The sequence below is a fragment of the Mycolicibacterium tokaiense genome (genome assembly GCF_010725885.1).
In the GTDB taxonomy this organism is placed as follows: domain Bacteria; phylum Actinomycetota; class Actinomycetes; order Mycobacteriales; family Mycobacteriaceae; genus Mycobacterium; species Mycobacterium tokaiense.
This window is the reverse complement of the sequence record NZ_AP022600.1, coordinates 1868698-1890676: the sequence shown is the minus strand read 5'-3', so window position 1 is coordinate 1890676 and position 21979 is coordinate 1868698. Positions and strand designations below refer to the sequence as shown.

General features: G+C 69.6%; 22 protein-coding genes. 10 read left to right on the top strand and 12 right to left on the bottom strand.

Translation table 11 applies throughout. The annotated features are described in order from the left end of the window. Positions 1–177: 177 nt before the first annotated feature. Complete coding sequence (locus G6N58_RS09065) at positions 178–1062, top strand: hypothetical protein (protein ID WP_115278951.1); 885 nt, start codon at positions 178–180, stop codon at positions 1060–1062. 176 nt (positions 1063–1238) lie between these two features. Continuing rightward, a complete protein-coding gene (locus G6N58_RS09060) occupies positions 1239–2846 on the top strand; it encodes an N-acetylmuramoyl-L-alanine amidase (RefSeq protein ID WP_068914433.1) in 1608 nt (535 codons plus the stop codon). Positions 2847–2849: 3 nt separating this feature from the next. Here the strand turns inward: G6N58_RS09060 and G6N58_RS09055 are convergent, their stop codons facing one another. Genes G6N58_RS09055 through G6N58_RS09045 form a run of 3 tightly spaced genes read right to left on the bottom strand, consistent with a single transcriptional unit; the run spans position 2850 to position 5179 of the window. Continuing rightward, positions 2850–3674 carry an HAD family hydrolase gene (locus G6N58_RS09055; RefSeq protein ID WP_115278952.1) on the bottom strand — a complete coding sequence of 275 codons (825 nt, stop codon included), beginning with the start codon at positions 3672–3674 and terminating at the stop codon, positions 2850–2852. Next, complete coding sequence (locus tag G6N58_RS09050; protein WP_115278953.1) at positions 3671–4408, bottom strand: lysophospholipid acyltransferase family protein; 738 nt, start codon at positions 4406–4408, stop codon at positions 3671–3673. Before G6N58_RS09050 ends, G6N58_RS09055 begins: the two co-directional genes overlap by 4 nt. Before the next feature lie 6 nt (positions 4409–4414). Beyond that, on the bottom strand, positions 4415–5179 hold the full coding sequence (locus G6N58_RS09045) for a lysophospholipid acyltransferase family protein (protein WP_068914430.1): 765 nt from the start codon (positions 5177–5179) through the stop codon (positions 4415–4417). A gap of 119 nt (positions 5180–5298) precedes the next feature. On the opposite strand from G6N58_RS09045, the gene G6N58_RS09040 reads away from it, so the two are divergent. Continuing rightward, positions 5299–6849: a Rieske 2Fe-2S domain-containing protein gene (locus G6N58_RS09040; RefSeq protein ID WP_115281624.1), complete on the top strand. Its 1551-nt coding sequence runs from the start codon at positions 5299–5301 to the stop codon at positions 6847–6849. Next, entirely contained in the window at positions 6846–7187 is a 342-nt protein-coding gene (locus G6N58_RS09035; protein ID WP_115278954.1) for a hypothetical protein, read from the top strand. Before G6N58_RS09040 ends, G6N58_RS09035 begins: the two co-directional genes overlap by 4 nt. Here G6N58_RS09035 and G6N58_RS09030 read toward each other — a convergent pair. The 7 genes from G6N58_RS09030 to serS form a co-directional block, all read right to left on the bottom strand. Then, positions 7182–8603, bottom strand: coding sequence for an amidase (locus G6N58_RS09030; RefSeq protein WP_115278955.1), 1422 nt, complete (start codon positions 8601–8603; stop codon positions 7182–7184). The genes G6N58_RS09035 and G6N58_RS09030 overlap by 6 nt on opposite strands. Continuing rightward, complete coding sequence (locus G6N58_RS09025) at positions 8600–9838, bottom strand: M20 family metallo-hydrolase (RefSeq protein ID WP_115278956.1); 1239 nt, start codon at positions 9836–9838, stop codon at positions 8600–8602. Before G6N58_RS09025 ends, G6N58_RS09030 begins: the two co-directional genes overlap by 4 nt. 27 nt (positions 9839–9865) lie before the next feature. Next, positions 9866–11197: an MFS transporter gene (locus G6N58_RS09020; RefSeq protein ID WP_232067793.1), complete on the bottom strand. Its 1332-nt coding sequence runs from the start codon at positions 11195–11197 to the stop codon at positions 9866–9868. A gap of 79 nt (positions 11198–11276) precedes the next feature. Then, on the bottom strand, positions 11277–12188 hold the full coding sequence (locus G6N58_RS09015) for a LysR family transcriptional regulator (protein WP_068914425.1): 912 nt from the start codon (positions 12186–12188) through the stop codon (positions 11277–11279). 2 nt (positions 12189–12190) lie between these two features. Further along, on the bottom strand, positions 12191–13183 hold the full coding sequence (locus G6N58_RS09010; protein ID WP_115278957.1) for an MOSC domain-containing protein: 993 nt from the start codon (positions 13181–13183) through the stop codon (positions 12191–12193). Between the two features lie 28 nt (positions 13184–13211). Further along, entirely contained in the window at positions 13212–14024 is an 813-nt protein-coding gene (locus G6N58_RS09005; protein ID WP_068914423.1) for a DUF5718 family protein, read from the bottom strand. Continuing rightward, positions 14021–15274 carry a serine--tRNA ligase gene (serS, locus tag G6N58_RS09000; RefSeq protein ID WP_115278958.1) on the bottom strand — a complete coding sequence of 418 codons (1254 nt, stop codon included), beginning with the start codon at positions 15272–15274 and terminating at the stop codon, positions 14021–14023. The genes G6N58_RS09005 and serS overlap by 4 nt, the downstream gene beginning before the upstream one ends. 127 nt (positions 15275–15401) lie before the next feature. Between serS and G6N58_RS08995 the strand changes: the two genes are divergently transcribed. From G6N58_RS08995 to G6N58_RS30465, 3 genes are read left to right on the top strand one after another with little or no spacing between them, the layout of a single operon-like run. Then, positions 15402–16835 (top strand): septum formation family protein, encoded by a 1434-nt coding sequence (locus tag G6N58_RS08995; protein WP_115278959.1) that lies wholly within the window; start codon positions 15402–15404, stop codon positions 16833–16835. Between the two features lie 5 nt (positions 16836–16840). Next, positions 16841–17191 (top strand): metallopeptidase family protein, encoded by a 351-nt coding sequence (locus G6N58_RS08990; protein ID WP_068914421.1) that lies wholly within the window; start codon positions 16841–16843, stop codon positions 17189–17191. 50 nt (positions 17192–17241) lie between these two features. Continuing rightward, on the top strand, positions 17242–17415 hold the full coding sequence (locus G6N58_RS30465; RefSeq protein ID WP_170314334.1) for a hypothetical protein: 174 nt from the start codon (positions 17242–17244) through the stop codon (positions 17413–17415). Here the strand turns inward: G6N58_RS30465 and G6N58_RS08985 are convergent. After that, positions 17379–18065: a histidine phosphatase family protein gene (locus tag G6N58_RS08985; protein WP_068914420.1), complete on the bottom strand. Its 687-nt coding sequence runs from the start codon at positions 18063–18065 to the stop codon at positions 17379–17381. The two genes, G6N58_RS30465 and G6N58_RS08985, sit on opposite strands and share 37 nt — an antisense overlap. Beyond that, on the bottom strand, positions 18062–18997 hold the full coding sequence (gene pheA / locus G6N58_RS08980; protein ID WP_083230468.1) for a prephenate dehydratase: 936 nt from the start codon (positions 18995–18997) through the stop codon (positions 18062–18064). Before pheA ends, G6N58_RS08985 begins: the two co-directional genes overlap by 4 nt. A 93-nt stretch (positions 18998–19090) precedes the next feature. Here pheA and G6N58_RS08975 point away from each other — a divergent pair, with 93 nt between their 5' ends. The 3 genes from G6N58_RS08975 to G6N58_RS08970 all read left to right on the top strand — a co-directional run bounded on the left by G6N58_RS08975 (position 19091) and on the right by G6N58_RS08970 (position 21873). Next, the gene (locus G6N58_RS08975; RefSeq protein WP_115278960.1) at positions 19091–19861 is read left to right on the top strand and encodes a DUF2470 domain-containing protein; all 771 of its coding nucleotides are present in this window, start codon (positions 19091–19093) and stop codon (positions 19859–19861) included. A gap of 66 nt (positions 19862–19927) precedes the next feature. Further along, positions 19928–20677, top strand: coding sequence for a CPBP family intramembrane glutamic endopeptidase (locus tag G6N58_RS30620; RefSeq protein WP_068919420.1), 750 nt, complete (start codon positions 19928–19930; stop codon positions 20675–20677). Next, the gene (locus G6N58_RS08970) at positions 20674–21873 is read left to right on the top strand and encodes an LCP family protein (protein ID WP_197746413.1); all 1200 of its coding nucleotides are present in this window, start codon (positions 20674–20676) and stop codon (positions 21871–21873) included. Before G6N58_RS30620 ends, G6N58_RS08970 begins: the two co-directional genes overlap by 4 nt. The last annotated feature ends 106 nt before the right edge of the window (positions 21874–21979 follow it).

Below are 21979 nucleotides of genomic sequence, written 5' to 3'. Positions count from 1 at the left end.
GCACGCCGGGGTGACCAGGCGTGGCGCCGGATTGCGCGCCGGCAACGGCACGGTGAGTCCAGGTCGCGATTCGTTCACAGTTCGGTCTCATCACTCTGGTCACACCAGTCACACCCCTACCATCGGAAGCGTTGCTTATCCGAAAGCACTCGTAGTCCAGATATTGAGGAGACTTCCGTGCCGAACCGACGTCGACGCAAGCTCTCGACAGCCATGAGCGCAGTCGCCGCCCTGGCAGTCGCGAGTCCATTTGCCGTTGTTGCCGTTACCACGCCGTCGACCCCCGAGGGGCCCCAGACGCGTGAGTTCACCCAGGCCGCCCTGATCACCGACCTGCCGAACGAGCTGATCTCTGCACTGTCGCAGGGTCTGTCGCAGTTCGGGGTCACGCTGCCGACCAGCCTGAGCCCCACCGGAGCCGGCCTGGGCAGCCCTGCGCTGGCCTCCCCCGGTCTCACCACACCGGGCCTGGCCACCCCCGGGTTGACCACGCCCGGTCTCACCACGCCGGCGCTGAGCACCCCCGGCCTGACCACGCCGGCGCTGAGCACACCCGGCCTCACCACGCCCGCGCTGAGCACGCCGGGATTGGACGTGCCGGGCCTGAGCACACCGGGGCTGACCGCACCGGGGGCCACCGTGCCCGGGGTGTCGGTGCCGGGCGCGTCGCTGACCGATGCGGGACTGACCAACCCGGCGCTGACCAGCCCGGGCCTCGGGCTGCCCGATCCCAGTCTCACGGTGCCGGGCGCACTGCCGGCGTCGTCACCCGGCCTGGGCCTCGGCGTGCCCGGCGAGGTGCCGATCAGCGCTCCGATCGGCCTGGACCCGATGGCGGGCACCTACCCGATCCTCGGTGATCCGTCGCTGGGCCTCGGCGTGCCCGCCGCCCGGGTGGGCGGTGGCGGCCTGATCAGCGATCTGAGCGCCGCGGCCAACTCACTGGGCGCCGGCCAGGCCATCGACCTGCTCAAGGGCGTGGTGATGCCGGGCATCATGGGCGCCATCAAGTCGGCCCAGCCGGCCGCGGCCGCCGCACCGCTGCCCGCGCCGCCGGCATAACTGGAGAAGCCTGAAACCAAACGGCACCGCAGGGGTGGGCTCACCCCGTCCCCTCGAACGAGCCCACGACAACCCTGCGGTGCCGTTGCATGTCCCCGGGAAAGCAAGTCACAGAATTCCCAATAGTGCCGTGTCGAAACATCAGTAACACGTGGCACATACGTAACATCTGGGCCGTGCCGCGTCGTCGTCCTGCACCACTTCTGCTCCTGACCGCCATTGCGGCGTCGGTGGTACTGGTCCCGTGGGCCATCGATGGCGTCCCCCCGGGCGCCGACGTACCGCAGGCCGCCGACACCAAACTGGTCGAACAGCCGCTGGCCGGGCTCGGCGGCGGGGAGACCGTCCGCGAGCTCAGCCAGGCCACCCCGTTCTCGATGGTGGCGCTGACCGGCGACGACCTGACCGGCACCGAGGTGAAAGTCCGCGCCAAGCACGGAGACGGCCGCTGGGGGCCGTGGTACGACGCCGAAGAACTGCAGACCGAACCCGGTGACGTCGGCCCGGGCGGCACCGACCCCGTCTTCGTCGGACTCACCAACACCGTGCAGGTCTCGGTGACCCGCCCACCGGGGGCGCCCGTCACCACCGCCCCACCCGCCGACACCAGCGGTGAGCTGGGTTACCGCCCCGCGAGCACCGAGCGCAGCCTGGCCCAGAACATGTCGGCCATCCTCATCACACCGCCGCAGGCGCCCGTCGACCTGCAGTTCACCCCGCCCACCGGGGTGCTGGCACCCGGCCAGCCGCCCAGCGTCATCAGCCGGGCCCAGTGGGGCGCCGACGAGTCGATGAAGTGCGGCGGTCCGCGCTACGACAAGGGTGTCCGCGCGGCCGTGGTGCACCACACCGCGGGTTCCAACGACTATGCGCCGCAGGATTCGGCCGCCATCGTGCGGGCCGCGTACGCCTATCACACCCGCACCCTGGGCTGGTGCGACATCGCCTACAACGCCCTGGTGGACAAGTACGGGCAGGTGTTCGAGGGCCGGGCGGGCGGCTTGGACCGGCCCGTCGAGGGCGGTCACACCGGCGGCTTCAACACCGACACCTGGGGGGTGGCCATGATCGGCGACTTCCAGGTGACCCCGCCCACCGACATCCAGCTGCGCACCACCGGCCGGCTGCTGGGGTGGCGGCTGGGCCTGGACCACGTGGACCCCAAGGGCTTCGTGAAGCTGACCTCGGCCGGCGGCCAGTACACCCACTTCCCCCGCGGAACCACGCCCACGCTGCCCACCATCTTCACCCACCGCGACGTCGGCAACACCGAATGCCCCGGCGATGCGGCGTACGCGGCCATGGACCTGATCCGCGACATCGCCTCCCGGTTCAACGAGCCCGTCGGGCCGATCACCCTGGAGGACCGACTGCGCGGCGGCGCCATCCACACCAAATGGAAGCGGATGGGCGGCGAGACCAGCCCGCTGGGCGCACCCCGCGGCCCCGAGGCCACCGCGACCGGCAATACCCGGTACGTCGCCTTCACCCGCGGCGCCATCTACTGGTCACCTGAGAGCGGAGCTCAGCCCATCGGCGGTGCGATCTACGACGCCTGGGCGGCGCTGGGCTACGAGCGCGGCCTGCTCGGGTTGCCCACCAGCGGCGAGATCCAGGAGCCGCAGTGGATCAAGCAGAACTTCCAGCACGGCACGCTGAACTTCGACCGGGAGACCGGTCTGGTAACCCGGGTGGTTGACGGCGTGGCACAGGAACTCCCGCCGCTGGGTCCCGACGGCCCGCCGATCCAGCTGGAGCGGTTCACCCCGATCTCGCTGGACTGACCCTCAGCTCCAGAAGCGTTCGAGCACCAGGGCCAGGCCGTCCTCGGAGTTGCGCGCGGTCACCTCATCGGCGGCGGCCACCGCCTCCGGATGCGCATTGCCCATCGCCACCCCGTGCCCGGACCACCGCAACATCGGGATGTCGTTGGGCATGTCGCCGAACGCGATGATGCCCTCGGCGCCGATGCCCAGCGGGGCCGCCACCTCCTCGACACCGGTGGCCTTGCTGATGCCCAGCGGCACCACCTCGATGAGGCCGTTGTTGGTGCTGTAGGTGATGTCGCCCTCGGTGCCGATGTGCTTCTCCAGCTCCACCGCCATCTCGGCGCTGGTGGCACCGGCCTTGCGGATCAGCAGCTTGACCGCCGGCGCAGACAGCAGGTCCTCGATGGACACCTCGGTGTTGTCCGGGTTCAGCCAGGCGTGTTCGTATCCCGGCGAGCTGACGAACTGCGGGGTGGCGGCGTCATGGGCGCTGCGGCCCACCCGTTCGACGGCCAGACCGGCCCCGGGGATCACCCGTAGGGCGATGTCGGCCAGTGCGGCCAGCGCATCCGCGGACAGGGTGCGGGCCGACAGGATCCGATCGGTGGCCGGGTCGTAGACCACTGCACCGTTGGCGCACACCGCCAGCGGTGCGAAGCCGAGCCCGTCGACCACCGGCGGGATCCACCGCGGCGGCCGTCCGGTGGCCAGGATGAAGGTCGTGCCGGCGTCGACGGCCGCCCGCACCGCGGCGCGGGTACGCGGGCTCACCCGCTCGTGGTCGTCGAGCAGGGTGCCGTCGACGTCCGTGGCGATCAGGGCCGGTGGGGTGGTGTCGGTCAACCTCCGTCCGCCTGCCTGCGGGCACGCTCAGCCTGGTCGAGCAAGGTCGCCTCCTCAGGAGTCGGGGCAGTGCCGCCCAGTCTGGCGGGCAGCCAGTGAGCGCCGGGCGGGCGGGGGTGGTGGCGCTGCGCCTCGGTGAGAACCGCAGACATGGCCGCTCGCATCGTGTCCTCGAGCTCGGCCGCACTGCCGACCGGCGCCAGCGCGGGCCCCGCTTGCACAGTGACGGGAAACTTCCTGCGGCCCAGTTGTTTCGGATGTCCCTTGGTCCAGATCTGCTGCGTACCCCAGACGATCAGAGGCACCACGGGCACCTGGGCCTCCAGCGCCATGCGCGCCGCACCGGACTTGAAGTCCTTGAGCTCGAAGCTGCGGCTGATGGTCGCCTCCGGATACACCCCCACCAGCTCACCTTCCCGGAGCCGTTGCACGGCAACCGCATACGCCTGCGAGCCGTGAGAACGGTCCACCGGAATCGTCCTGGTCCGCTTGATCAGGAAGTTCACCACTTTCACCTGCTGCATCTCGGCCTTGATCATGAACCGCATCCGCCTGCCACGTCGTTTGACGGCCAGCGCCGCCGGCAGCCAGTCGACGTAGCTGGTGTGGTTGATCGCCACCACCGCCGGACCGGAGGCCGGGATGTTCTCGAGCCCGCCGAAGGTGATCTGCGTGCCCGTGGCTGCAACCAGGGACTCGGCGGTCACTTCGAGGAATCGGTACACCGGCTCCATCCGCGGCTACCCCGGGCCCGGCCGTTCGGTCCTGGCCTGCGCCCGCCGGGCGGCTTCCTCGGCGTCGAGGAGGGCGGCCTCGGCCAGCGACGGCGCTCCCCCGCCGAGGCGGTGCGGCACCCAGAACTCCCCGGGCGGGTGTGGACCGTAGTGCTCCTGCACCCGCTCGAGCAGATGCTGCATCCGGTGGCGCAGCAGTTCGGTCAGCTCGGGCGCGGGCAGCGTCGGCGCGATGGGTTCCCCGACGGCGACGCTGATCGGCACCTTGGGCCGCAGCAGCTTCTTGGGGTGGTCCTTGGTCCAGATGCGCTGGGCACCCCAGACGATGTGCGGGACGATCGGCACATCGGCGGCGATCGCCATGCGCGCGGCGCCGGACTTGAAGTCCTTGATCTCGAAGCTGCGGCTGATGGTGGCCTCGGGGTAGACGCCCACCAGTTCGCCCGCCTGGAGCCGGCGGACCGCCTCGGCAAACGATTCGGCGCCGGCCTCGCGGTCGACGGGGATGTGCCGGAAGCTCCGCATCATCGGGCCGGTGATCTTGTGGTCGAACACTTCCTTCTTCGCCATGAACCGGACCTTGCGGTGCAGGCCCTGGCGAAATGCCGGCAGCCCGGCGAACGTGAAGTCGAAGTAGCTGGTGTGGTTGATGGCCACCACGGCACCGCCGGTGCGCGGCAGGTTCTCCACCCCGGTCACGGTGAAGGTCAGCCCTTGGATCTTCCAGGCCAGCCGCGACAGCGCGATCACGGTGGCGTATGCCGGTTCCACAACTGTGAAGCCTATCGCCCGGCCGCGGTGGCAGACGGCCGTGGGCCACCGCGGCCGCTAAGCTCGAAGCGGCGCCTCACTGCTGCTCGAGCGAGGCCCGAGTGTCACGAGAGGTGTTTGTGCAGGTCACCAGCGTCGGCCATGCCGGCTTCCTGATCGAAACGTCCGCGGGCGACATCCTGTGTGACCCGTGGGTGAATCCGGCCTACTTCGGGTCCTGGTTCCCGTTCCCGGACAACAGCACGCTGGATTGGGACCGGCTCGGCGATTGCGACTACCTCTACGTGTCGCACCTGCACAAGGATCACTTCGACCCGGAGAATCTGCGCCGCCACGTCAACAAGGACGCCGTGGTGCTGCTGCCGGACTACCCGGTGCCGGATCTGCGCCGCGAACTCGAGACGCTCGGATTCCACCGGTTCGTCGAGACCGTCGACTCCACCAAACACCGGGTCAGTGGCCCCAAGGGCGACCTGGACGTCATGATCATCGCGCTGCGCGCGCCGGCCGACGGGCCCATCGGCGACTCCGGGCTGGTGGTCTCCGACGGCGAGACGGTGGCGTTCAACATGAATGACGCCCGCCCGGTGGATCTGGACGTGCTGGCGGCCGAATTCGGGCACGTCGACGTCCACATGCTGCAGTTCTCCGGGGCCATCTGGTACCCGATGGTCTACGACATGCCCGAGCGCGCCAAGGCCGCCTTCGGCACCCAGAAGCGTCAGCGTCAGATGGACCGCTGCCGGCAGTACATCGCGCAGGTGGGAGCCACGTGGGTGATCCCCTCGGCCGGACCGCCGTGTTTCCTCGACGACGCGCTGCGTTTCCTCAACGACGACCAGGGCGATCCGGCGAACATCTTCCCGGACCAGATGGTGTTCCTGGACCAGATGCGCACCCACGGCCACGACCGCGGGCTGCTGATGATGCCCGGCACCCGGGCGGATTTCACCGGCTCGACGCTGAACTCACTGGTGCATCCGCTGCCCGTCGACGAGGTGGAGGCCATCTTCACCACCGGCAAGGCGGACTACATCGCCGACTACGCCGAGCGCATGGCCCCGGTGCTGGCCGAGCTGAAGGCCGGGTGGGCGCCCGCCGAAGGCCCGCCGCTGCTCGAGCCGCTGCGTCAGTTGTTCGAGCCCATCATGATCCAGTCCGATCAGATCTGTGACGGCATCGGCTATCCGGTGGAGCTGCGTCTAGGCGCTGAGACCGTGGTGGTCGATTTCCCCAAACGTGTTGTGCGCGAACCCATCGCCGACGAGAAGTTCCGCTACGGCTTCGAGATCGCCCCGGAGCTGGTGCGCACGGTGCTGCGTGACGGTGAGCCGGACTGGGTGAACACCATCTTCTTGTCCACCCGGTTCCGGGCGTGGCGCGTCGGCGGGTACAACGAGTACCTCTACACGTTCTTCAAGTGCCTGACCGACGAGCGCATCGCCTATGCCGACGGCTGGTTCGCCGAGGCCCACGACGACTCCTCTTCCATCACCACCGACGGCTGGGAGATCCAGCGGCGCTGCCCGCACCTGAAGGCCGATCTATCGAAATTCGGTGTGGTGGAGGGCAACACCCTTACCTGCAATCTGCACGGCTGGCAGTGGAATCTGACCAACGGCCGCTGCCTGACCACCAAGGGCCACGAACTGCGGAGCCGTAAGTTGTGAGCGCCCCACCCGGGCAGTCCTACGACGACGGCTTGGTCGCGCTCGACCGCTCGGCGATCACGTTGCGGCGCTATCACTTTCCGTCGGGTACGTCGAAAGTGATTCCGCTGCGCGACATCCGGGGCTACGACGTGGACCAGCTCGGCATGTTCATGCAGCGGTTCCGGATCTGGGGCAGCTCGGATCTGCGGCGGTGGCTGCCGCTGGACATCCAACGGCCGCTGAGATCCACGCTGGTGACCCTCGACGTCCCCGGGCTCAAGCTGCGCCCGGCGTTCACCCCGGCGCGCCCCGAGGAATTCGTGGCGGTGCTCGATGGGCTGCTGCAGCGCTCATGAACCAGCGGGCGGACGCCCGTCGAAGCCCACCAGCTGTTCCACGGTGTGTGCCACCCGGAACGCCATGGCCTCGTCGTACGGGTGTCCCACCACCTGCACGCCGGTAGGTACCCCGCACCCGGACATGCCGCTGGGCACCGCCAGCACCGGGCACCCGTTGGCCACATTGAACGGCGCCGTCATGTGCGCTTCCCAGTAGTGCTGCAGGTGACGGCCGTCGACGTCGATGCCGTCGAGGTAGTCGCCGTCGGCCCGCAGGGACGTCACCGCCGAGGTGGGACACAGCAGCACGTCGACATCGGCCATCGCGGCGGCCAGCTCGCCGCGCATGCGCGCGTCCATCGCCAGCGAATCCACCAGGGAGGTGTCGGCCGCGCCCGCGGCGGCGTCGGCGATGAACTGCTGCAAGTATTTCGACGTCCGCGCGCCCGCGCTCTCCCGCGCCACCGCCGGACCGAGAATGTGGCCGAAGTGGGCGAAGATGGTCCGGCGCATCTGCGCGGTGGTCCAGGGCAGGTCCACCTCGACCACCTGCGCCCCCGCGGCGGCGAGCTTGTCGGCCACCGTGCGGGTGTTGGCGGCGATCTCGGTCGCGACGGGGAAGTCCCCGAGCCGCACCGAGACCCCGATCCGCAGCCCCTCGACACCACCCCCGAGGGCAGGCAGCTCGCCGGTGGGTCCCCAGGAGTCGTGGTCGCTCGGATGGCGGCCGGAGAGCACGGAGGTCAGCAGCGCGACGTCGGCCACGCTGCGGCCCATGGGTCCGTCGCCGCGGTACCAGTCCGCAGCCAGCGGGGGCAGCCCGGGGATCCGGCCGAACGGCGCCTTGTAGCCGACAGTGCCGGTGAATCCGGCGGGGATGCGGGTGGAGCCGGCGATGTCCGAGGCAGTAGCCAGCGTGGTGAACCCGGCAGCCAGCGCCGCTCCGGAGCCACCCGACGAACCGCCCGGCGAGGTCTCCAGGTTCCACGGGTTGCGGGTGACGCCCCACATCGGCGAATGCGTCACGGTGGCACAGCTGAACTCCGGGCTGGTGGTGCGCGCGTGGATGATGCCCCCGGCACCGCGGATGCGCTGCACCACAGGGTGATCGGCGTCGGCAATGCGGCCGCGGTGCGCCAGCAGGCCCGACTCCAGAGAGCGGCCCGCGATGCCGTGCTTTTCTTTGGTGGCGACCGTCAGACCCAGCAGCGCCGGCGGTTGCTGCCCGGACTGCGCACACCGGGCGTAGGTGTCACCGGCCCGCTCGGCCGCCGCCCTGGCCTCCTCCAGCAACAGTTCGGTGCAGGCGTTGACGTCCGCGCCGCGGGTCTGCATCTCGGCGATCTGCGCCTCGAGCACCTCCGCGGGAGCCAGTTCGAGACGACGGAATGCGCCCAGGAGCTCGGTGGCGCTCAGGAAGGCGATGTCGCTCATCGACGCACCAGCGCCCCGTTGACCATTTCCCAGGCCACCTGGGTGAGGGCGTCGACACCGGCGGTCATCTGCTCGTCGGTGCTGAACTCCCGTTCGCAGTGACTCACCCCGTCCACCGACGGGATGAACATCATCACCGTGGGCACGATGCGGTTCATCGGCACCGAATCGTGGCCGGCCATGGTGCGGATGGGCCGCACACTGAGACCCAGATCCGCGGCGACCTTCTCGGTCAGTTCCACCCCGGCCTGGGGGAACCGCTGGATGTCGCGGACGTCGAAGTCCCGGACATTGATCGTGATGTCGTGCGAGCGTGCCACGTCGGAGATATCCGCCAGCAGGCTGGCTCGGGCTTCGGCGACGATCGCCGGCGACGCCGAACGCAGATCGGCCACCAGGTGCACGCGCCGGGCCACCACGATCGGCGAATTGGGCTCTACGGTGAAGCGGCCCACCGATGACACCAGCGCCTCGGCTTCGAAGGCTTTTGTGACCTCGTGCACCAACAGCACCACCTTGCTGGCGGCCACCAGCGCGTCGTGGCGGTCGGCCATGGCGGTGGCCCCGGTGTGCGACTGCTCCCCCAGCACCTCGATGTCGAGTTTCTGGGTGTACCAGGAGAAGTCGACTGCACCCAGGTCGATGCCCTCGCGCTCGAGGATGCGGCCCTGCTCGATGTGGATCTCGGCGTAGCCTGCCACGTCCGGGCGCGGGTCGGTGCCGCGGTAGCCGATGGCGTCGAGGGCCTCGGCCACCGACACCCCGGCCAGGTCGCGCACCGCCAGCATCTCGGCTTCGTCCATCAGCCCGGCGAACACCGAGGAGCCCATGATGGACGGGGGGAACCGGCCGCCTTCCTCGTTGAACCAGTTCACCACCGCCAGATTGAAGGCAGGTGAGCCGTTCTCGTCCGCCACCCGCGTCGCGATGCGCTCGGCGGCGTGCAGCGCGGCGATCACCCCGTAGGCGCCGTCGAAGCGGCCACCGAGCGGCTGGGAATCCAGGTGTGAGCCGATGAGCACGTACGGCGCGCCCGGGGTGAGCTCGACCAGCGCGAACATGTTGCCGATGCCGTCCACCCGCAGCTGCCAATCACGCTGGGCGACAAAGGCAGCGAACCAGTCGCGAGTGAGTTTGTCCTCCGGCGTCGCGGCCTGGCGGTCGACACCGTTGTTGTCGGTGGCGCCGAAGGTGGCCACGTGGTGGAAGTCGGTGAGGAATTCGTGTGCACCCATGAGGGGACTCCTTGTGTGTCGGGTGGTTCAGCCGACCCGGTGGCGGGTCTCGGGCACCTTGGTCAGCACCAGGAACAGCCCCACCAGGACGGCGGCGCCGGCCATGTAGAACCCGGGTGCGGAGTCGGTTTCGGTGCTCGACACCAGCCAGGTCCCGATGAACGGGGCGGTGCCGCCGAAGGCGGCGTAGGCCACGTTGTAGCTGACGGCTGCGGAGGTGAAGCGAGTCTCGGTGGTGAAGATCTCGACGAAGAAGGTGTAGCAGCCGCCGCCGTAGATGCACAGCGGGAGGACGAACAGCAGCTGCCCGGCCAGCGCCAGTACCAGCGAGCCACTGGTGACCAGCATGAAACACGGTATGGACAACACGGCCAGGGCCGCGGCGCCGGCGATCAGCATGGGTTTGCGGCCCACCCGGTCACCGATGATGCCGCCGACGGGCAACAGCAGCGCGTACATCGCCATGGCCACGGCATTGGCGCCCAGGGAGGCCTCACGGCTGAGGTCGCCGGTGACCTGGACGTAGGAGACGAAGTAGCCGGTCAGGAAGTAGAACCCCATGGCGGTCAGACCCATCACGCAGATGACCTGCACCATCCGCATCCGGTTCTCCTGGAACGCCGCGCGGATGGGGCTGTACTCCTTGTGTTCGTGCTTGCGCAGCACCTGCTTGAAGGCCTCGGATTCCTCGGTCTTGGAGCGGATCCAGAGCCCGAAGAACGCCAGCGGCAGGGCGAGCAGGAACGGGATGCGCCAGCCGTAGGAGTCGAATGCCTCGGGCGTCATCGTGGTGGAGAGCACCAGGATCAGCGTGCCGCCGACCACCGACGGCAGTGCGGTGGCGGCCAGCGTGACGTTGATCCAGAATCCGCGCCGCTCCAGAGGAGCGTGTTCGAACACGAAGGCCGGCGCCCCCACCGATTCACCGCCGGCAGAGAAGCCCTGGATGAGCCGGCAGAGCACCAGCAGGATGGGTGCGAACACCCCGATGGTCGCGTAGGTGGGCAGCAGCCCGATCAGCGTGGTGGCCAGGCCGATCGAGAGCAGGGTGACGAACAAGACCTTGCGCCGGCCGATCCGATCGCCCAGAGCGCCGAAGAACAGCCCGCCGAACGGGCGCGCCAGGAACGCGACGCCGAAGGTGGCGAACGTGGCCAGCAGCCCCGCCAGGGCGTTCTCGCTGGGAAAGAACAAGTGCGACAACGTGACCGCGGACAACCCGTAGAGGGTGAAGTCGTAGAACTCGATGAACTGGCCGATGCTGCCGCCGGCCAGCACTCGCTTCTGCATGCCGGAACTCGTATTCGGCGCGGTGGCGGTGGACGCGGCCGCAACGGCGTCGTCGTCGTGTGTTTGCACGACCTCAGTGTCACGGGCAGCCGTCGAACGAGTCCAACGAAAAAGAGTGGTCACACTGATCGACAGAATCGATCACCTGTTAGTAATCCGCCAGCAGCTCGATGCAGATCTCCTGGAAGGCGAGGGATTTGCGGGTGGCCCGCCCGCCGCGCAGCCGCACCAGCACCAACTCGGTGGGCGGCAGGTCGTCAGCCAGCTCGAGCGACACCACCCGACCGCCGGCATAGGTGACATCGCGCGACAGCCGCCAGTTCAGCAGCGAGTAGCCGTGGCCCATGCTGACGTAGGAGCGCACCGTCTCGTATCCCGACACCAGATGCCGGATCCGCGGCCGGATCTGCAGCCGTTTGAAGATGTCGAGGTAGTACTCGCGGCTGTGTTTGAGGTCCAGCAGGATGAACGGCTCGGCCTCGAAATCCCGCAGGTGCACCGGCTGATCGGGAGTGGCGGCGCGGGGGTGGTCCTCGGCGACCAGCAGGTGTGGCGGCACCCGCTGCAGCACCTCGTAGGCGTACTCGGTGCCCAGCCCCAGGTCGTACATCAACGCCGTCTCGCAGGTGCCCTCGGCGAGCGCGCGGATCAGGCGCTCCTGATCGACCTCCAGAAAGCTCAGCTTCACCTGCGGATGGCGCCGCTCGAATTCGGTCAAAATGCGGGGCGCCAGAAACGGTGCCAGCGGCGAGAAGATGCCGGCCACCAGGTCACCGGCCAACTCCTCGCGCTCGGCCCGCACCGAGTGGTACAGCAGATCGGCGTCCTCGAGCACCGATCGGGCCCCCACCAGCAGTCGCCGCCCAGCCGGGGTGAGCCGCAGTCCGCGGTTGGACCGGCGGTGGAACAGCTGCACCCCCACCTCGCGCTCCAGTTGGCCGATGGCCGCGGAGAGGGTGGACTGAGTGACATTGAGTTCGTAGGCCGCGGCCCGCATGTTCTCCAGCCGGGCGACCACGGTGAAGTAGCGCAGCTGCACCAGCGTGAACGACTTGGCCATGGTCAGCTCTGCCGTAGGACCGTCTTCTCCAGCACCCACTGGGCGCGACGGACCGCAGCCTTGCCGGCCGCCGACGCCGCGGCCCGCAGCGCCCCCGGAGGCTGCGGCCGGCGCACCCGCAGCTCGTCGCCGACCTGCAGCAGCCCCGCTGCGGTCACGTCGGCGTACACCCCGAGGAAGCGGTTGGTGCGCTCGGCCAGCTGCCGGGTCAGTGCCCGGTCGGTCTCCAGACCCGGTTGCGGGCGGGTGGGCACCACACAGCGGATGGTGGGGACGGTGACGGACACGGTGGCGGTGCCGATCTGCACCGTGGCACCCACCCAGGCCGTCTCCGGGTAGTCGTCATCCGGCTCCGCAACGGCCACCAGCACGGTGGGCCGAAACCGGCGGACGTCGTAGCCGGCACCGTCGGGCGACAGCGATGCCAAGCTGGTGGTGCTCATCAGGTGCATCGCACTGAGATCGACGAAAGTGCCCGGCGGCGTGGAGAACCGGGCCAGGGTCAGGATCTGCTTGGTGGTGAACACCGACGTGTCGGGCAGCGCCTCGGAGTCGTCGAGGCCGAAGTCGCGGCGCACCTCGGCAGCGGCGAAGTTCGCCTTGCTCTGCCGCACCGAGAGCCGGTGGGCGGTGGTATCCGACAGCGGCGGCAGCGGCATCAGCCGCACGTCACGGTCGACGAACTCCGAAAGCCGTTCGTGCACAGTGGGGTCACTGCTGGAGACGTCCTCGCCGCCGGGCAGGGTGATGACCACCTCAGGGGCATTACCGGGCCCCGCATCCGGCCCCGGCTCGGCGGTGTAGCGCGCCACCGCACCCAGCAGCGCCGGGATCCGCCGCGCCGAGGCGGTGATGTCGTTCTCGAGATCACGCACCGCCCAGAGCCGGTCGGCGTGGGCGCCGCGTCGGTCCACCCGCAACCGGGTGACCTGGTCACCGCCCATGGATTTCACCGGGAAGCGCCACAGCTGCGACACCGTTGTCCGCCCTGCCATCGCTACCTCCCGCTCGCCGATGTATTTCCTACGAACCGGCCGCCGACACCGTCTGCCGCAGTTCGGAGAACGCCTCGGAGGCCGTGTCGTAGACCCGGACGATGGCCTGGTCGCCGGGTTGCAGGAACGTCGACTCGCCGAGTTCGGTGTAGCGGGTGGCGCCGATGCCGATCAGCACGTTCTCGGGCCGCCCCGCCGCCACCATCAGCGCGCCGACATCTTCCAACGGCGTCTCCGGTGAGCCCTTCTGGTTCGCCAGTCGCTCAACGATCCAGTCCAGGAGCACTTCGCCGTAGTAGGAGTAACCGAGCAGCGGGCTGTCCACGCCGTAGGCGTGCTCCTCGCCCGAGGAGTCGCGCAGGTGGCACACCAGCCGCAGGGTGGCGGTGGGTCCGTCCGGGGTCAGGTCGGAGATGTCGAAGAACTGTGCGGCAACGCCTTTCGACGCCGGGCCCCAGTTCTTCTTGTGGCTGATCTTGGGTGCCCCGGGCCGGCGGATCGAACAGTCGTTGAAGGCACCCAAGGCGAACGGCTGCAGCGTCACCACGGTGTCACCCTCCCAGACCACCCGGCACGCCAGTCCCACCTCGGGTTCGATCTGGAGGTTCAGTGGCTCGTCGCTGGCGGGCAGCACGATGGCGTCATGGGACAGCGGGAACTGCGACAAGAACCCGTCGACGCCTGGTGCGTACCACGGGAAGATCCCCTTGGGCGCGTCCCCAACTGATGCGACGGTCACGAAATCGGCTGCCTCCCCGGCCTGTTCGAGGTGACCGGCGAAGTTGCCCGCCACGCCGAAACCGAACCAGGAGCGCAGGTCGTCCAGAGCCAGATCGATCATGCTGTCAGAACCTCCGTGCCGACGTAGGGGACCAGGGCCGCCGGCACACGCACACTGCCGTCGGGTTGCTGATGGTTCTCCAGGATGGCCACCAGCCACCGGGTGGTGCCCAGGGTGCCGTTGAGGGTGGCCGCGATCTGGGGCTTGCCGTTGTCGTCGCGGTAGCGGGTGGACAGCCGGCGGGCCTGGAACGTCGAGCAGTTCGACGTCGAGGTCAGCTCGCGGTAGGTCTGCTGGGTGGGCACCCACGCCTCGCAGTCGAACTTGCGGGCGGCCGAGGAACCCAGATCACCCGCGGCGACGTCGATCACGCGGTAGGGCACCTCGATCTTGGCCAGCATCTCGCGCTGCCACCCGAGCAGGCGCTGGTGCTCGGCCTCGGCGTCCTCCGGCTTGCAGTAGACGAAAGCCTCCACCTTGTCGAACTGGTGCACCCGGATGATGCCGCGGGTGTCCTTGCCGTAACTGCCCGCTTCGCGGCGGAAGCACGACGACCATCCGGCGTAGCGCATCGGCCCGCGCGACAGGTCCAGGATCTCGTCGGAGTGGTAACCCGCCAGCGGTACCTCCGAGGTGCCCACCAGATAGAGGTCGTCCTCCTCCAAGTGATAGATCTCGTCGGCGTGGGCGCCCAGGAACCCGGTGCCCCGCATGATCTCCGGACGCACCAGCACCGGCGGGATCATCAGCGTGAAGCCGGCCTCGGTGGCCACCCGCACGGCCAGCTGCAGCAGGCCCAGTTGCAGCAGGGCGCCGCGTCCGGTCAGGAAGTAGAACCGCGAACCCGAGACCTTGGCGCCGCGCTCCATGTCGAGCAGGCCCAGCGTCTCGCCGAGTTCCAGATGGTCCTTCGGGTTCTCGATGTCGGGCGGTGTCCCCACGGTGTCGAGCACCACGAAGTCGTCCTCGCCGCCGGCCGGCACCCCGTCGATCACCACGTTGGAGATCGCCATGTGCGCGGTCACGAAGGCCCGCTCGGCCTCGGCCTGCTCGGCCTCGGCGGCCTTGACCTGGGCGGCCAGCTCCTTGGCTTGTGCCAGCACGGCAGGACGCTCCTCGGGCGAGGCCGCCCCGACCCGCTTGCTGACGGCCTTCTGCTCGGCACGCAGATCGTCGGCGGTGGAGATCGCCGAGCGCCGTGCGGCATCTGCGGCCAGGAGCGCATCGACCAGGGCGGGATCCTCACCACGGCTGGTCTGAGAACGGCGGACGAGATCGGGGTCGTCGCGCAGCACCTTCAAGTCGATCACGCCCGCCAACCCTACTTTTGTCGGGGAGACCCGGTCAGGGCGGGGCGGTTGGCATCGGCACGCCCCGACACAACCACATAACGTTACATTCGCATCACTTGTCACAGCACCTGACACGCCTGTCACAATGGAGCGGATGTCCGAAGTATCCGACGCGCCGGAAGCGGCCCCTGACCAGCCCCAACGCAAGCGGTTCGATTGGCTGCGCACTCTGCAGGCCCGAGCCACGCGGCGGGCGCTACTGCTGACCGCGCTCGGCGCACTGCTGATCGCCGGCGTCATCACCGCGCTGCCGCTCAGCGGGTCCGGCAACGGCCTGGTGGGCTACCTGGACTCCGACATCATTCCCATCGCCGGTTCCAAGGGCACCAAGACGTTCAACGAGGCCAACCCCGGAGACTGCCTGAACTGGCCCAACACCACCCCCGATGACGCCGAGGTGGTGGACTGCGCCCAGGAGCACCGCTTCGAGGTCGCCGAGTCGGTGGACATGAGCACCTTCCCGGGCTCCGAGTACGGCCCCGACGCCGCGCCGCCCTCACCGACGCGCATCCAGCAGATCAGCCAGGAGCAGTGCCAGGTGGCGGTGCGCCGTTATCTGGGCCCGCGGTACGACCCGAATAGCCGGTTCACCATCGGCATGCTGTGGTCGGGTGACAAGGCCTGGCGGCAGTCCGGCGAACGCCGGATGTTGTGCGGTCTGCAACTGCCGGGCCCGGACAACCAGCAGCTCGCCTTCCAGGGCCGGGTCGCTGAGGTGGACCAGTCGAAGGTGTGGCCGGCGGGAACCTGTCTGGGGATCGACCCGGCCACCAACCAGCCCACCGACATCCCGGTGGACTGCGCGGCGCCGCACGCCATGGAGATCACCGGGTCGCTGGACCTGGCGCAGCGGTTCCCCGGACCGGGACTGCCGCCCGAGGCCGACCAGGACGCCTTCATCAAGGAATCCTGCACCACGATGACCGACGCCTATCTGGCGCCGATCCAGTTGCGCACCACCACGCTGACGCTGATCTACAGCACCATCTCGATGCCCAGCTGGACCGCGGGCAGCCACCAGGTGTCGTGCAGTGTCGGCGCCACCCTGGGCAACGGCGGCTGGGCGACGCTGCTCAACAGCGCCAAGGGCCCGCTGCTGATCAACGGCCAGCCGCCGGTACCGCCGCCGGACATCCCGGCCGAACGGCTGAACCTGCCGCCCATCGAGTTCACCGAGCCGACGCAGCAGTACTACCCCGACGACTCGAGCTCCTACGGGGGCTCGGATTCGAGCAGCAGCGGCACCACCGCCACCACCACCGAGCGCGACCCGAGTCAGCACATGCCGGGTCAGGTCACCGAGACAACCGCCCCGGCCCCGCCGCCGTCGGGCAACGTCTTCAACCCGCCGCCCCCGGACGCGCCCGCCCCCGCACCCGAAGTCGTGCCGCCGCCGGCCGCACCGGTGCCGCCGCCCGCGCCCGCGCCTGCGCCTGATCCCCTGGCTCCGCCGCCGGCCCCCGCTCCGGTGGAACCCGTTCCGGCCCCGCCCGCACCGGTCCTGCCGCCCCCGGCCTGACGCCGATGGCAGTCCGGATGAGCCGCAAGAGGTTCGACGAGTTGGTCTCCGATGCCCTCGACCTCATTCCGGCGGAGCTCGCCGCGGCGTTCGACAACGTGGTGGTGCTGGTAGAGGACCGCAACCTCGAAGAGCCCGACCTGCTGGGGCTCTACGAGGGCGTCGCCCTGACCGAGCGCGACTCCTTCTACGCCGGCTCGCTGCCCGACACCATCACCATCTACCGGGGCGCCCTGCTGCAGATGTGTGACAGCGAGCAGCAGGTGGTCGACGAGGTGGCGATCACCGTGATCCACGAGGTGGCACACCATTTCGGCATCGACGACGAACGGCTGCATGAACTCGGCTGGGCCTGAGGGGCGCGCCGCCACTGTTCTGTCAGGCCGTGGTGGTAGGAACTGAAGGCATGGAAGCAGACTGCACCGGCACGTTGATCGTGCACGCACTGCTCCGCTCGGATTGCACCGAGGACCAGTGCACCACACCGGAGATCATGGCGCATGCGTTCGTCGTCGACTGCGACGCCGTGGGCTGCGAATGTGCTCAGCCCATCGGGTCGGCGGCCGTTCGGGCTTCCTGAACCGCGTCGGCGTCCGGTTCCGGATAGAACGGCGGGGTCAGTGATCCCCACTGCAGGCAGCTCCATCGGCCGTCGGTGATCGGCGCCAACGCCACGAACTCGGTGTTGGCCAGATGGTTGTCCAGCGCGAAGCCGCCGTCGACGCCGGCCAGCACCGCGCCCACCAGCCGGATGGCGGCACCGTGGCTGACCACCACGATGTCGTCGGTCCAATCGTGGTTGTCCAGGTAGCGCATCCGCAGGTCCGTCACCACCGGGACGTAGCGGGCCAGGACATCGCTGCCGCTCTCCCCGCCGGGCATCGCCGCGTCCAGGTCCCCCTCGTGCCAACGCTGATAGACCTGGCCGAACTGCTCGATGGCCTCGTCGTCGTTGCGGTTCTCCAACTCCCCGACCTGCACCTCGTGCAGACCGTCGCACTCGCGGGGAGCCACCTGCAACAGCCCGCCGGCCTCCCCGGCGGTCTGACGGGCGCGGGTGGCCACCGAATGGACCAGCAGGCCTGGCGGGTCCTGGCGAGCGCGGGCGAAGGCGCGGGCCTGGTCGCGGCCCAGCGGGGTCAGCTCGGCGCCAGGCGGCCGGGTGTCCAGCCGTTTCTCGACGTTGCCGTAGGTCTGGCCGTGCCGCAGCAGGATCAGCCGTCCGCTCATGCCCGGCCCTCCTTGAGCCGGGCCAGCCAGGCGGCGGCCTCGTCCAGTCGGGGTGGCAGGGCTCCTGCGGCCGATCCGGTCGGCCATGATCCGAGATATCGCACATCCGCACAACGACGGTGCAGCGCTGTGAGTGCCGCTGCGACGGCGGAATCCTCGATGTGTCCCACACAGTCCAGGAAGAAGACGTAGGTGCCCAGCTCGACGCGGGTGGGGCGCGACTCGATGCGGGTCAGGTCGATGTCGCGGACGCCGAACTCGAGCAGCGCGCTCACCAGGGCCCCGGGCACGTTCTCCAGGCGCAGCACCACCGAGGTGCGGTCGGCTCCGGTACGCGCCGGTGGCCGCCCGGGGGCGCCGACGAGCAGGAACCGGGTGCGGGCAGTGGCCTCGTCGACCACCCCGTGTGCCAGTGCGCTCAGCCCGTAGAGGTCGGCAGCCAGCGCCGTGCTCACCCCCGCATCGGCGCGTCCCTGCGAAACATCTTCGGCAGCACCGGCATTGGAGATGGCCGGAACCACCGCGGCCTGCGGCAGGTGTTCGGCCAGCCAGCGGCGCACCTGGGCGGCGGCCACGGGGAAGGCGGCCACGGTACGCACCGCCGCGGCGTCCATGCCGGGCGCGACGACGATGCTGAAGGACACGTCCAAGGTGGTCTCGGCGTACACCTGCAACGGCGAGCCGATGGCCAGGGCATCCAGGGTGGGTAGCACCGACCCCTCGATGGAGTTCTCGATCGGCACGCACGCGTACTCCGCTGCGCCGGTGCGTACCGCATCGAGCGCGGCGGGTGTGCTGTCCACCGATCGGGGTTCGACGCCGCCGTTCTCAGAGTTCAGGTCGGCACCGGGAATCAGGCCGGCAGAGGCCATCTGGTTCAGCGCCGCCTGCGAGAACGTCCCACGTGGACCCAGGTATGCGACTCCGACCACTCCCCGAGCCTATCCGGTGGGGCTTGCCACGATCGCCAAATGCTAGTTAAGTTAGGCTTACCTCAGTTGAAGACACGCTCCGAAAGGCGCCCGATGACCGCAGTGACCAGTTCCGGACCCACCACCGCCGAACGCGTCCGCAGTGCGTGCGTGCGGGCCGGGAGTGCGCTGCTGGCCCTCGAAGGCGTCGACCCGGAATCCACGCCCGTGCACCATCTGATGGCCGACGGGTCGTTCGCCACCCTGGTCCCCACCGGCAGCGTCGCCGCCGCCCGGGTCTGCAGCGCGGGTACCGGCGGGGTGCAGGCCGTGCTGGAGCTCACCGACTACGCACCCCTGCCGCTGCGCGAACCCGTCCGCTCCCTGGTCTGGATCCGGGGCCGGCTGGTCCCCGTGCCGCCGAGCACCGTCCGCGCGACGCTGGACCTGATCGCCGCCGAGCACCCCGCTCCGGTACTGCTGCAGGTCGGCACCGACTTCACGCTGCTGCGGCTGGAGGTCGAATCGGTGGTGGTGGCCGACTCCACCGGCGCCGAGGCCGTCGGGGTGAGCAGCCTGCTGGCGGCCGAGCCGGACCCCTTCTGCAGCATGGAGACCTGCTGGCTGCGCCACATCGACAGCGACCACCGCGACGTGGTGGCCCGGCTGGCGGGCCGGCTGCCCGGACCGATGCGCCGCGGCCGCGTCCGTCCCCTGGGCCTGGACCGCTACGGTGTCCGGCTGCGCGTCGAGGGCGACGACGGCGACCACGACGTCCGGCTGCCGTTCGCCAAGCCCGTCGACGACGTGACCGCGCTGAGCCAGGCCATCCGGGTGCTGATGGGCTGCCCGTTCGTCAACGGTCTGCGTGCCCGGCAATCCTGAGTTGACCGCGGCTACCGTGTCGGGGTGAGCGAACCCGGCCCACTGCCCGCGCCCGAACGCCGGGCCATGAAGATCGAGATCGCCGTCGTCCTGGCGGTCACCTTCGGCCTCAGCGCCATCACCGCGACCCTGCGGCTGACCGACTTCGTGCTGCGCGGACTGGCCGATCAGTCCGTGGCCCTCAACCCCCGCCGGTCGTACTTCGACCTGATCGACATGGCGCTGAACCTGGCTGCCGTCGCACAACTCGTGGCCTGGGGCGCGCTGGCGGTCTACCTGCTGTGGCGCAGCGGGTTCACCCCGGCGCGCATCGGGATCGGCCGCTTCCGGCTGCGTCCTGATCTCCTGGGCGGGCTGGGGCTGGCCGCGCTGATCGGCATCCCGGGCCTGGGTCTGTACGTGGCGGCGCGCGCCCTCGGCGTGAGCGCCGAGGTGGTGCCGACGCAACTGTCCGACACCTGGTGGCGGGTCCCGATGCTGATCGCAGCTGCCTTCGCCAACGGGTGGGCCGAAGAGGTCATCGTGGTCGGTTACCTGCTCAACCGCCTCGACCAGCTGGGCGTCAACCCGGTCAAGGCGGTGGTGGCCTCGAGCCTGCTGCGCGGGGCCTATCACCTGTACCAGGGCTTCGGCGCCGGTGTCGGCAACGTCGTGATGGGTCTGGTGTTCGGCTACGCCTACCGGCGTTGGGGCCGGTTGTGGCCGCTGATCATCGCGCACGGGGTGATCGACGTGGTGGCGTTCGTCGGCTACGCGCTGCTGGCCCAGCATCTGGGCTGGCTGGCGCCCGAGCGCGACATAAGCTCTCTGAGGTGAACGACGAGCGGCGACCGCCTCCTCCGGTTCCGCCGCGCCGGCCACACCCCCAGCAGCTGCCGCCGATCCGGGAGCCCTCGCAGGTGATCCGGCGCGAGCCCGCCCATCGCCCGCCACCACCACCGCCACCCCCGCAGCAGCGCCGGCCGCCACCACCGCCGCCTCCGCCCCGCCGGCCGCCACCGCAGCGCCCGGTCGCGCCGCCGCCACCGCAGCGCCCGCCCACCGCCAAGCGACGCCGGCGCATCCCGATCGTGCGCCTGCTGCTGACGCTGGTGCTGGTGGCCGTCCTCGCGATCGCCGGGGTGGGCTTCTGGGTCGAGACATCGCTGCACCGCATCCCGGCGCTGGCGGACTACCCCGGCCGGCCCGACGCCGGGCGCGGCACCAACTGGCTGCTGGTGGGCTCGGACAGCCGGGCCAACCTGTCCCCCGAGCAGCAGGCCACCCTGGCCACCGGTGGCGACGTCGGCAACGGCCGCACAGACACCATCATGGTGGTGCACATTCCGGGCCTGGGTTCGTCGGCGCCCACCACGATGGTGTCGCTGCCGCGCGACTCCTACGTCGAGATCCCGGGCTACGGCAGCGACAAGATCAACGCGGCGTTCGCCGTCGGCGGGCCGCAGCTGCTGGCGCAGACCGTGGAGCTGGCCACCGGGCTGCACCTCGATCACTACGCCGAGGTGGGCTTCGACGGTTTCGCCGACATCGTGGACGCGCTCGGCGAGGTGACGGTCTGCCCGCCCGAGCCCGTCGACGACCCCCTCGCGGGTATCAACCTGCCCGCCGGCTGCCAGGCGGTCGACGGCGCTCAGGCGCTGGGCTATGTCCGCAGTCGCGCCACCGCCCGCGCCGACCTGGACCGGATGACCAACCAGCGCCAGTTCATGTCGGCACTGCTGGCGCGGGCGGCCGCGCCGGCGGTGTGGCTGAACCCGTGGCGCTGGTATTCCGTACCGGCCGCCGCCGTCGGAGCACTGACGGTCGACGACAACGATCACCTGTGGAACCTGGCGCGGCTGGGCTGGGCGCTGCGCGGCGACACCACCACGCTGACCGTTCCCATTGGCGAGTACACGTCCAACGGTTCCGGCGACGTGGTGATCTGGGATCAGACGGCCGCCCCGGAGCTCTTCGCGGCGCTGGCCTCGGATGGGGCGATACCACAGTCCGCGTTGGACACCCAGCCCTGACACGCGCCGCCGAGCAAAGGCCACCCAGTGGTGAACCAGATCACACGGCGAGGGCGGCGCAACTTAGGAAAGGCTGCCCGCGGTAAGGCTGACCTTGGATGAAAAT

Bases quoted from the DNA above. Each gene is read 5' to 3' on its own strand.
- G6N58_RS08975 (WP_115278960.1), top strand. From the start codon at position 19,091: ATGACCGCAGTGACCAGTTCCGGACCCACCACCGCCGAACGCGTCCGC.
- G6N58_RS08985 (WP_068914420.1), bottom strand. From the start codon at position 18,065: ATGAGCGGACGGCTGATCCTGCTGCGGCACGGCCAGACCTACGGCAAC.
- G6N58_RS09015 (WP_068914425.1), bottom strand. From the start codon at position 12,188: ATGGCCAAGTCGTTCACGCTGGTGCAGCTGCGCTACTTCACCGTGGTC.
- G6N58_RS09010 (WP_115278957.1), bottom strand. From the start codon at position 13,183: ATGGCAGGGCGGACAACGGTGTCGCAGCTGTGGCGCTTCCCGGTGAAA.
- G6N58_RS09005 (WP_068914423.1), bottom strand. From the start codon at position 14,024: ATGATCGATCTGGCTCTGGACGACCTGCGCTCCTGGTTCGGTTTCGGC.
- G6N58_RS09050 (WP_115278953.1), bottom strand. From the start codon at position 4,408: ATGGAGCCGGTGTACCGATTCCTCGAAGTGACCGCCGAGTCCCTGGTT.
- G6N58_RS09025 (WP_115278956.1), bottom strand. From the start codon at position 9,838: ATGGGTGCACACGAATTCCTCACCGACTTCCACCACGTGGCCACCTTC.
- G6N58_RS30465 (WP_170314334.1), top strand. From the start codon at position 17,242: ATGGAAGCAGACTGCACCGGCACGTTGATCGTGCACGCACTGCTCCGC.
- G6N58_RS08990 (WP_068914421.1), top strand. From the start codon at position 16,841: ATGGCAGTCCGGATGAGCCGCAAGAGGTTCGACGAGTTGGTCTCCGAT.
- G6N58_RS08995 (WP_115278959.1), top strand. From the start codon at position 15,402: ATGGAGCGGATGTCCGAAGTATCCGACGCGCCGGAAGCGGCCCCTGAC.
- G6N58_RS09030 (WP_115278955.1), bottom strand. From the start codon at position 8,603: ATGAGCGACATCGCCTTCCTGAGCGCCACCGAGCTCCTGGGCGCATTC.
- G6N58_RS30620 (WP_068919420.1), top strand. From the start codon at position 19,928: ATGAAGATCGAGATCGCCGTCGTCCTGGCGGTCACCTTCGGCCTCAGC.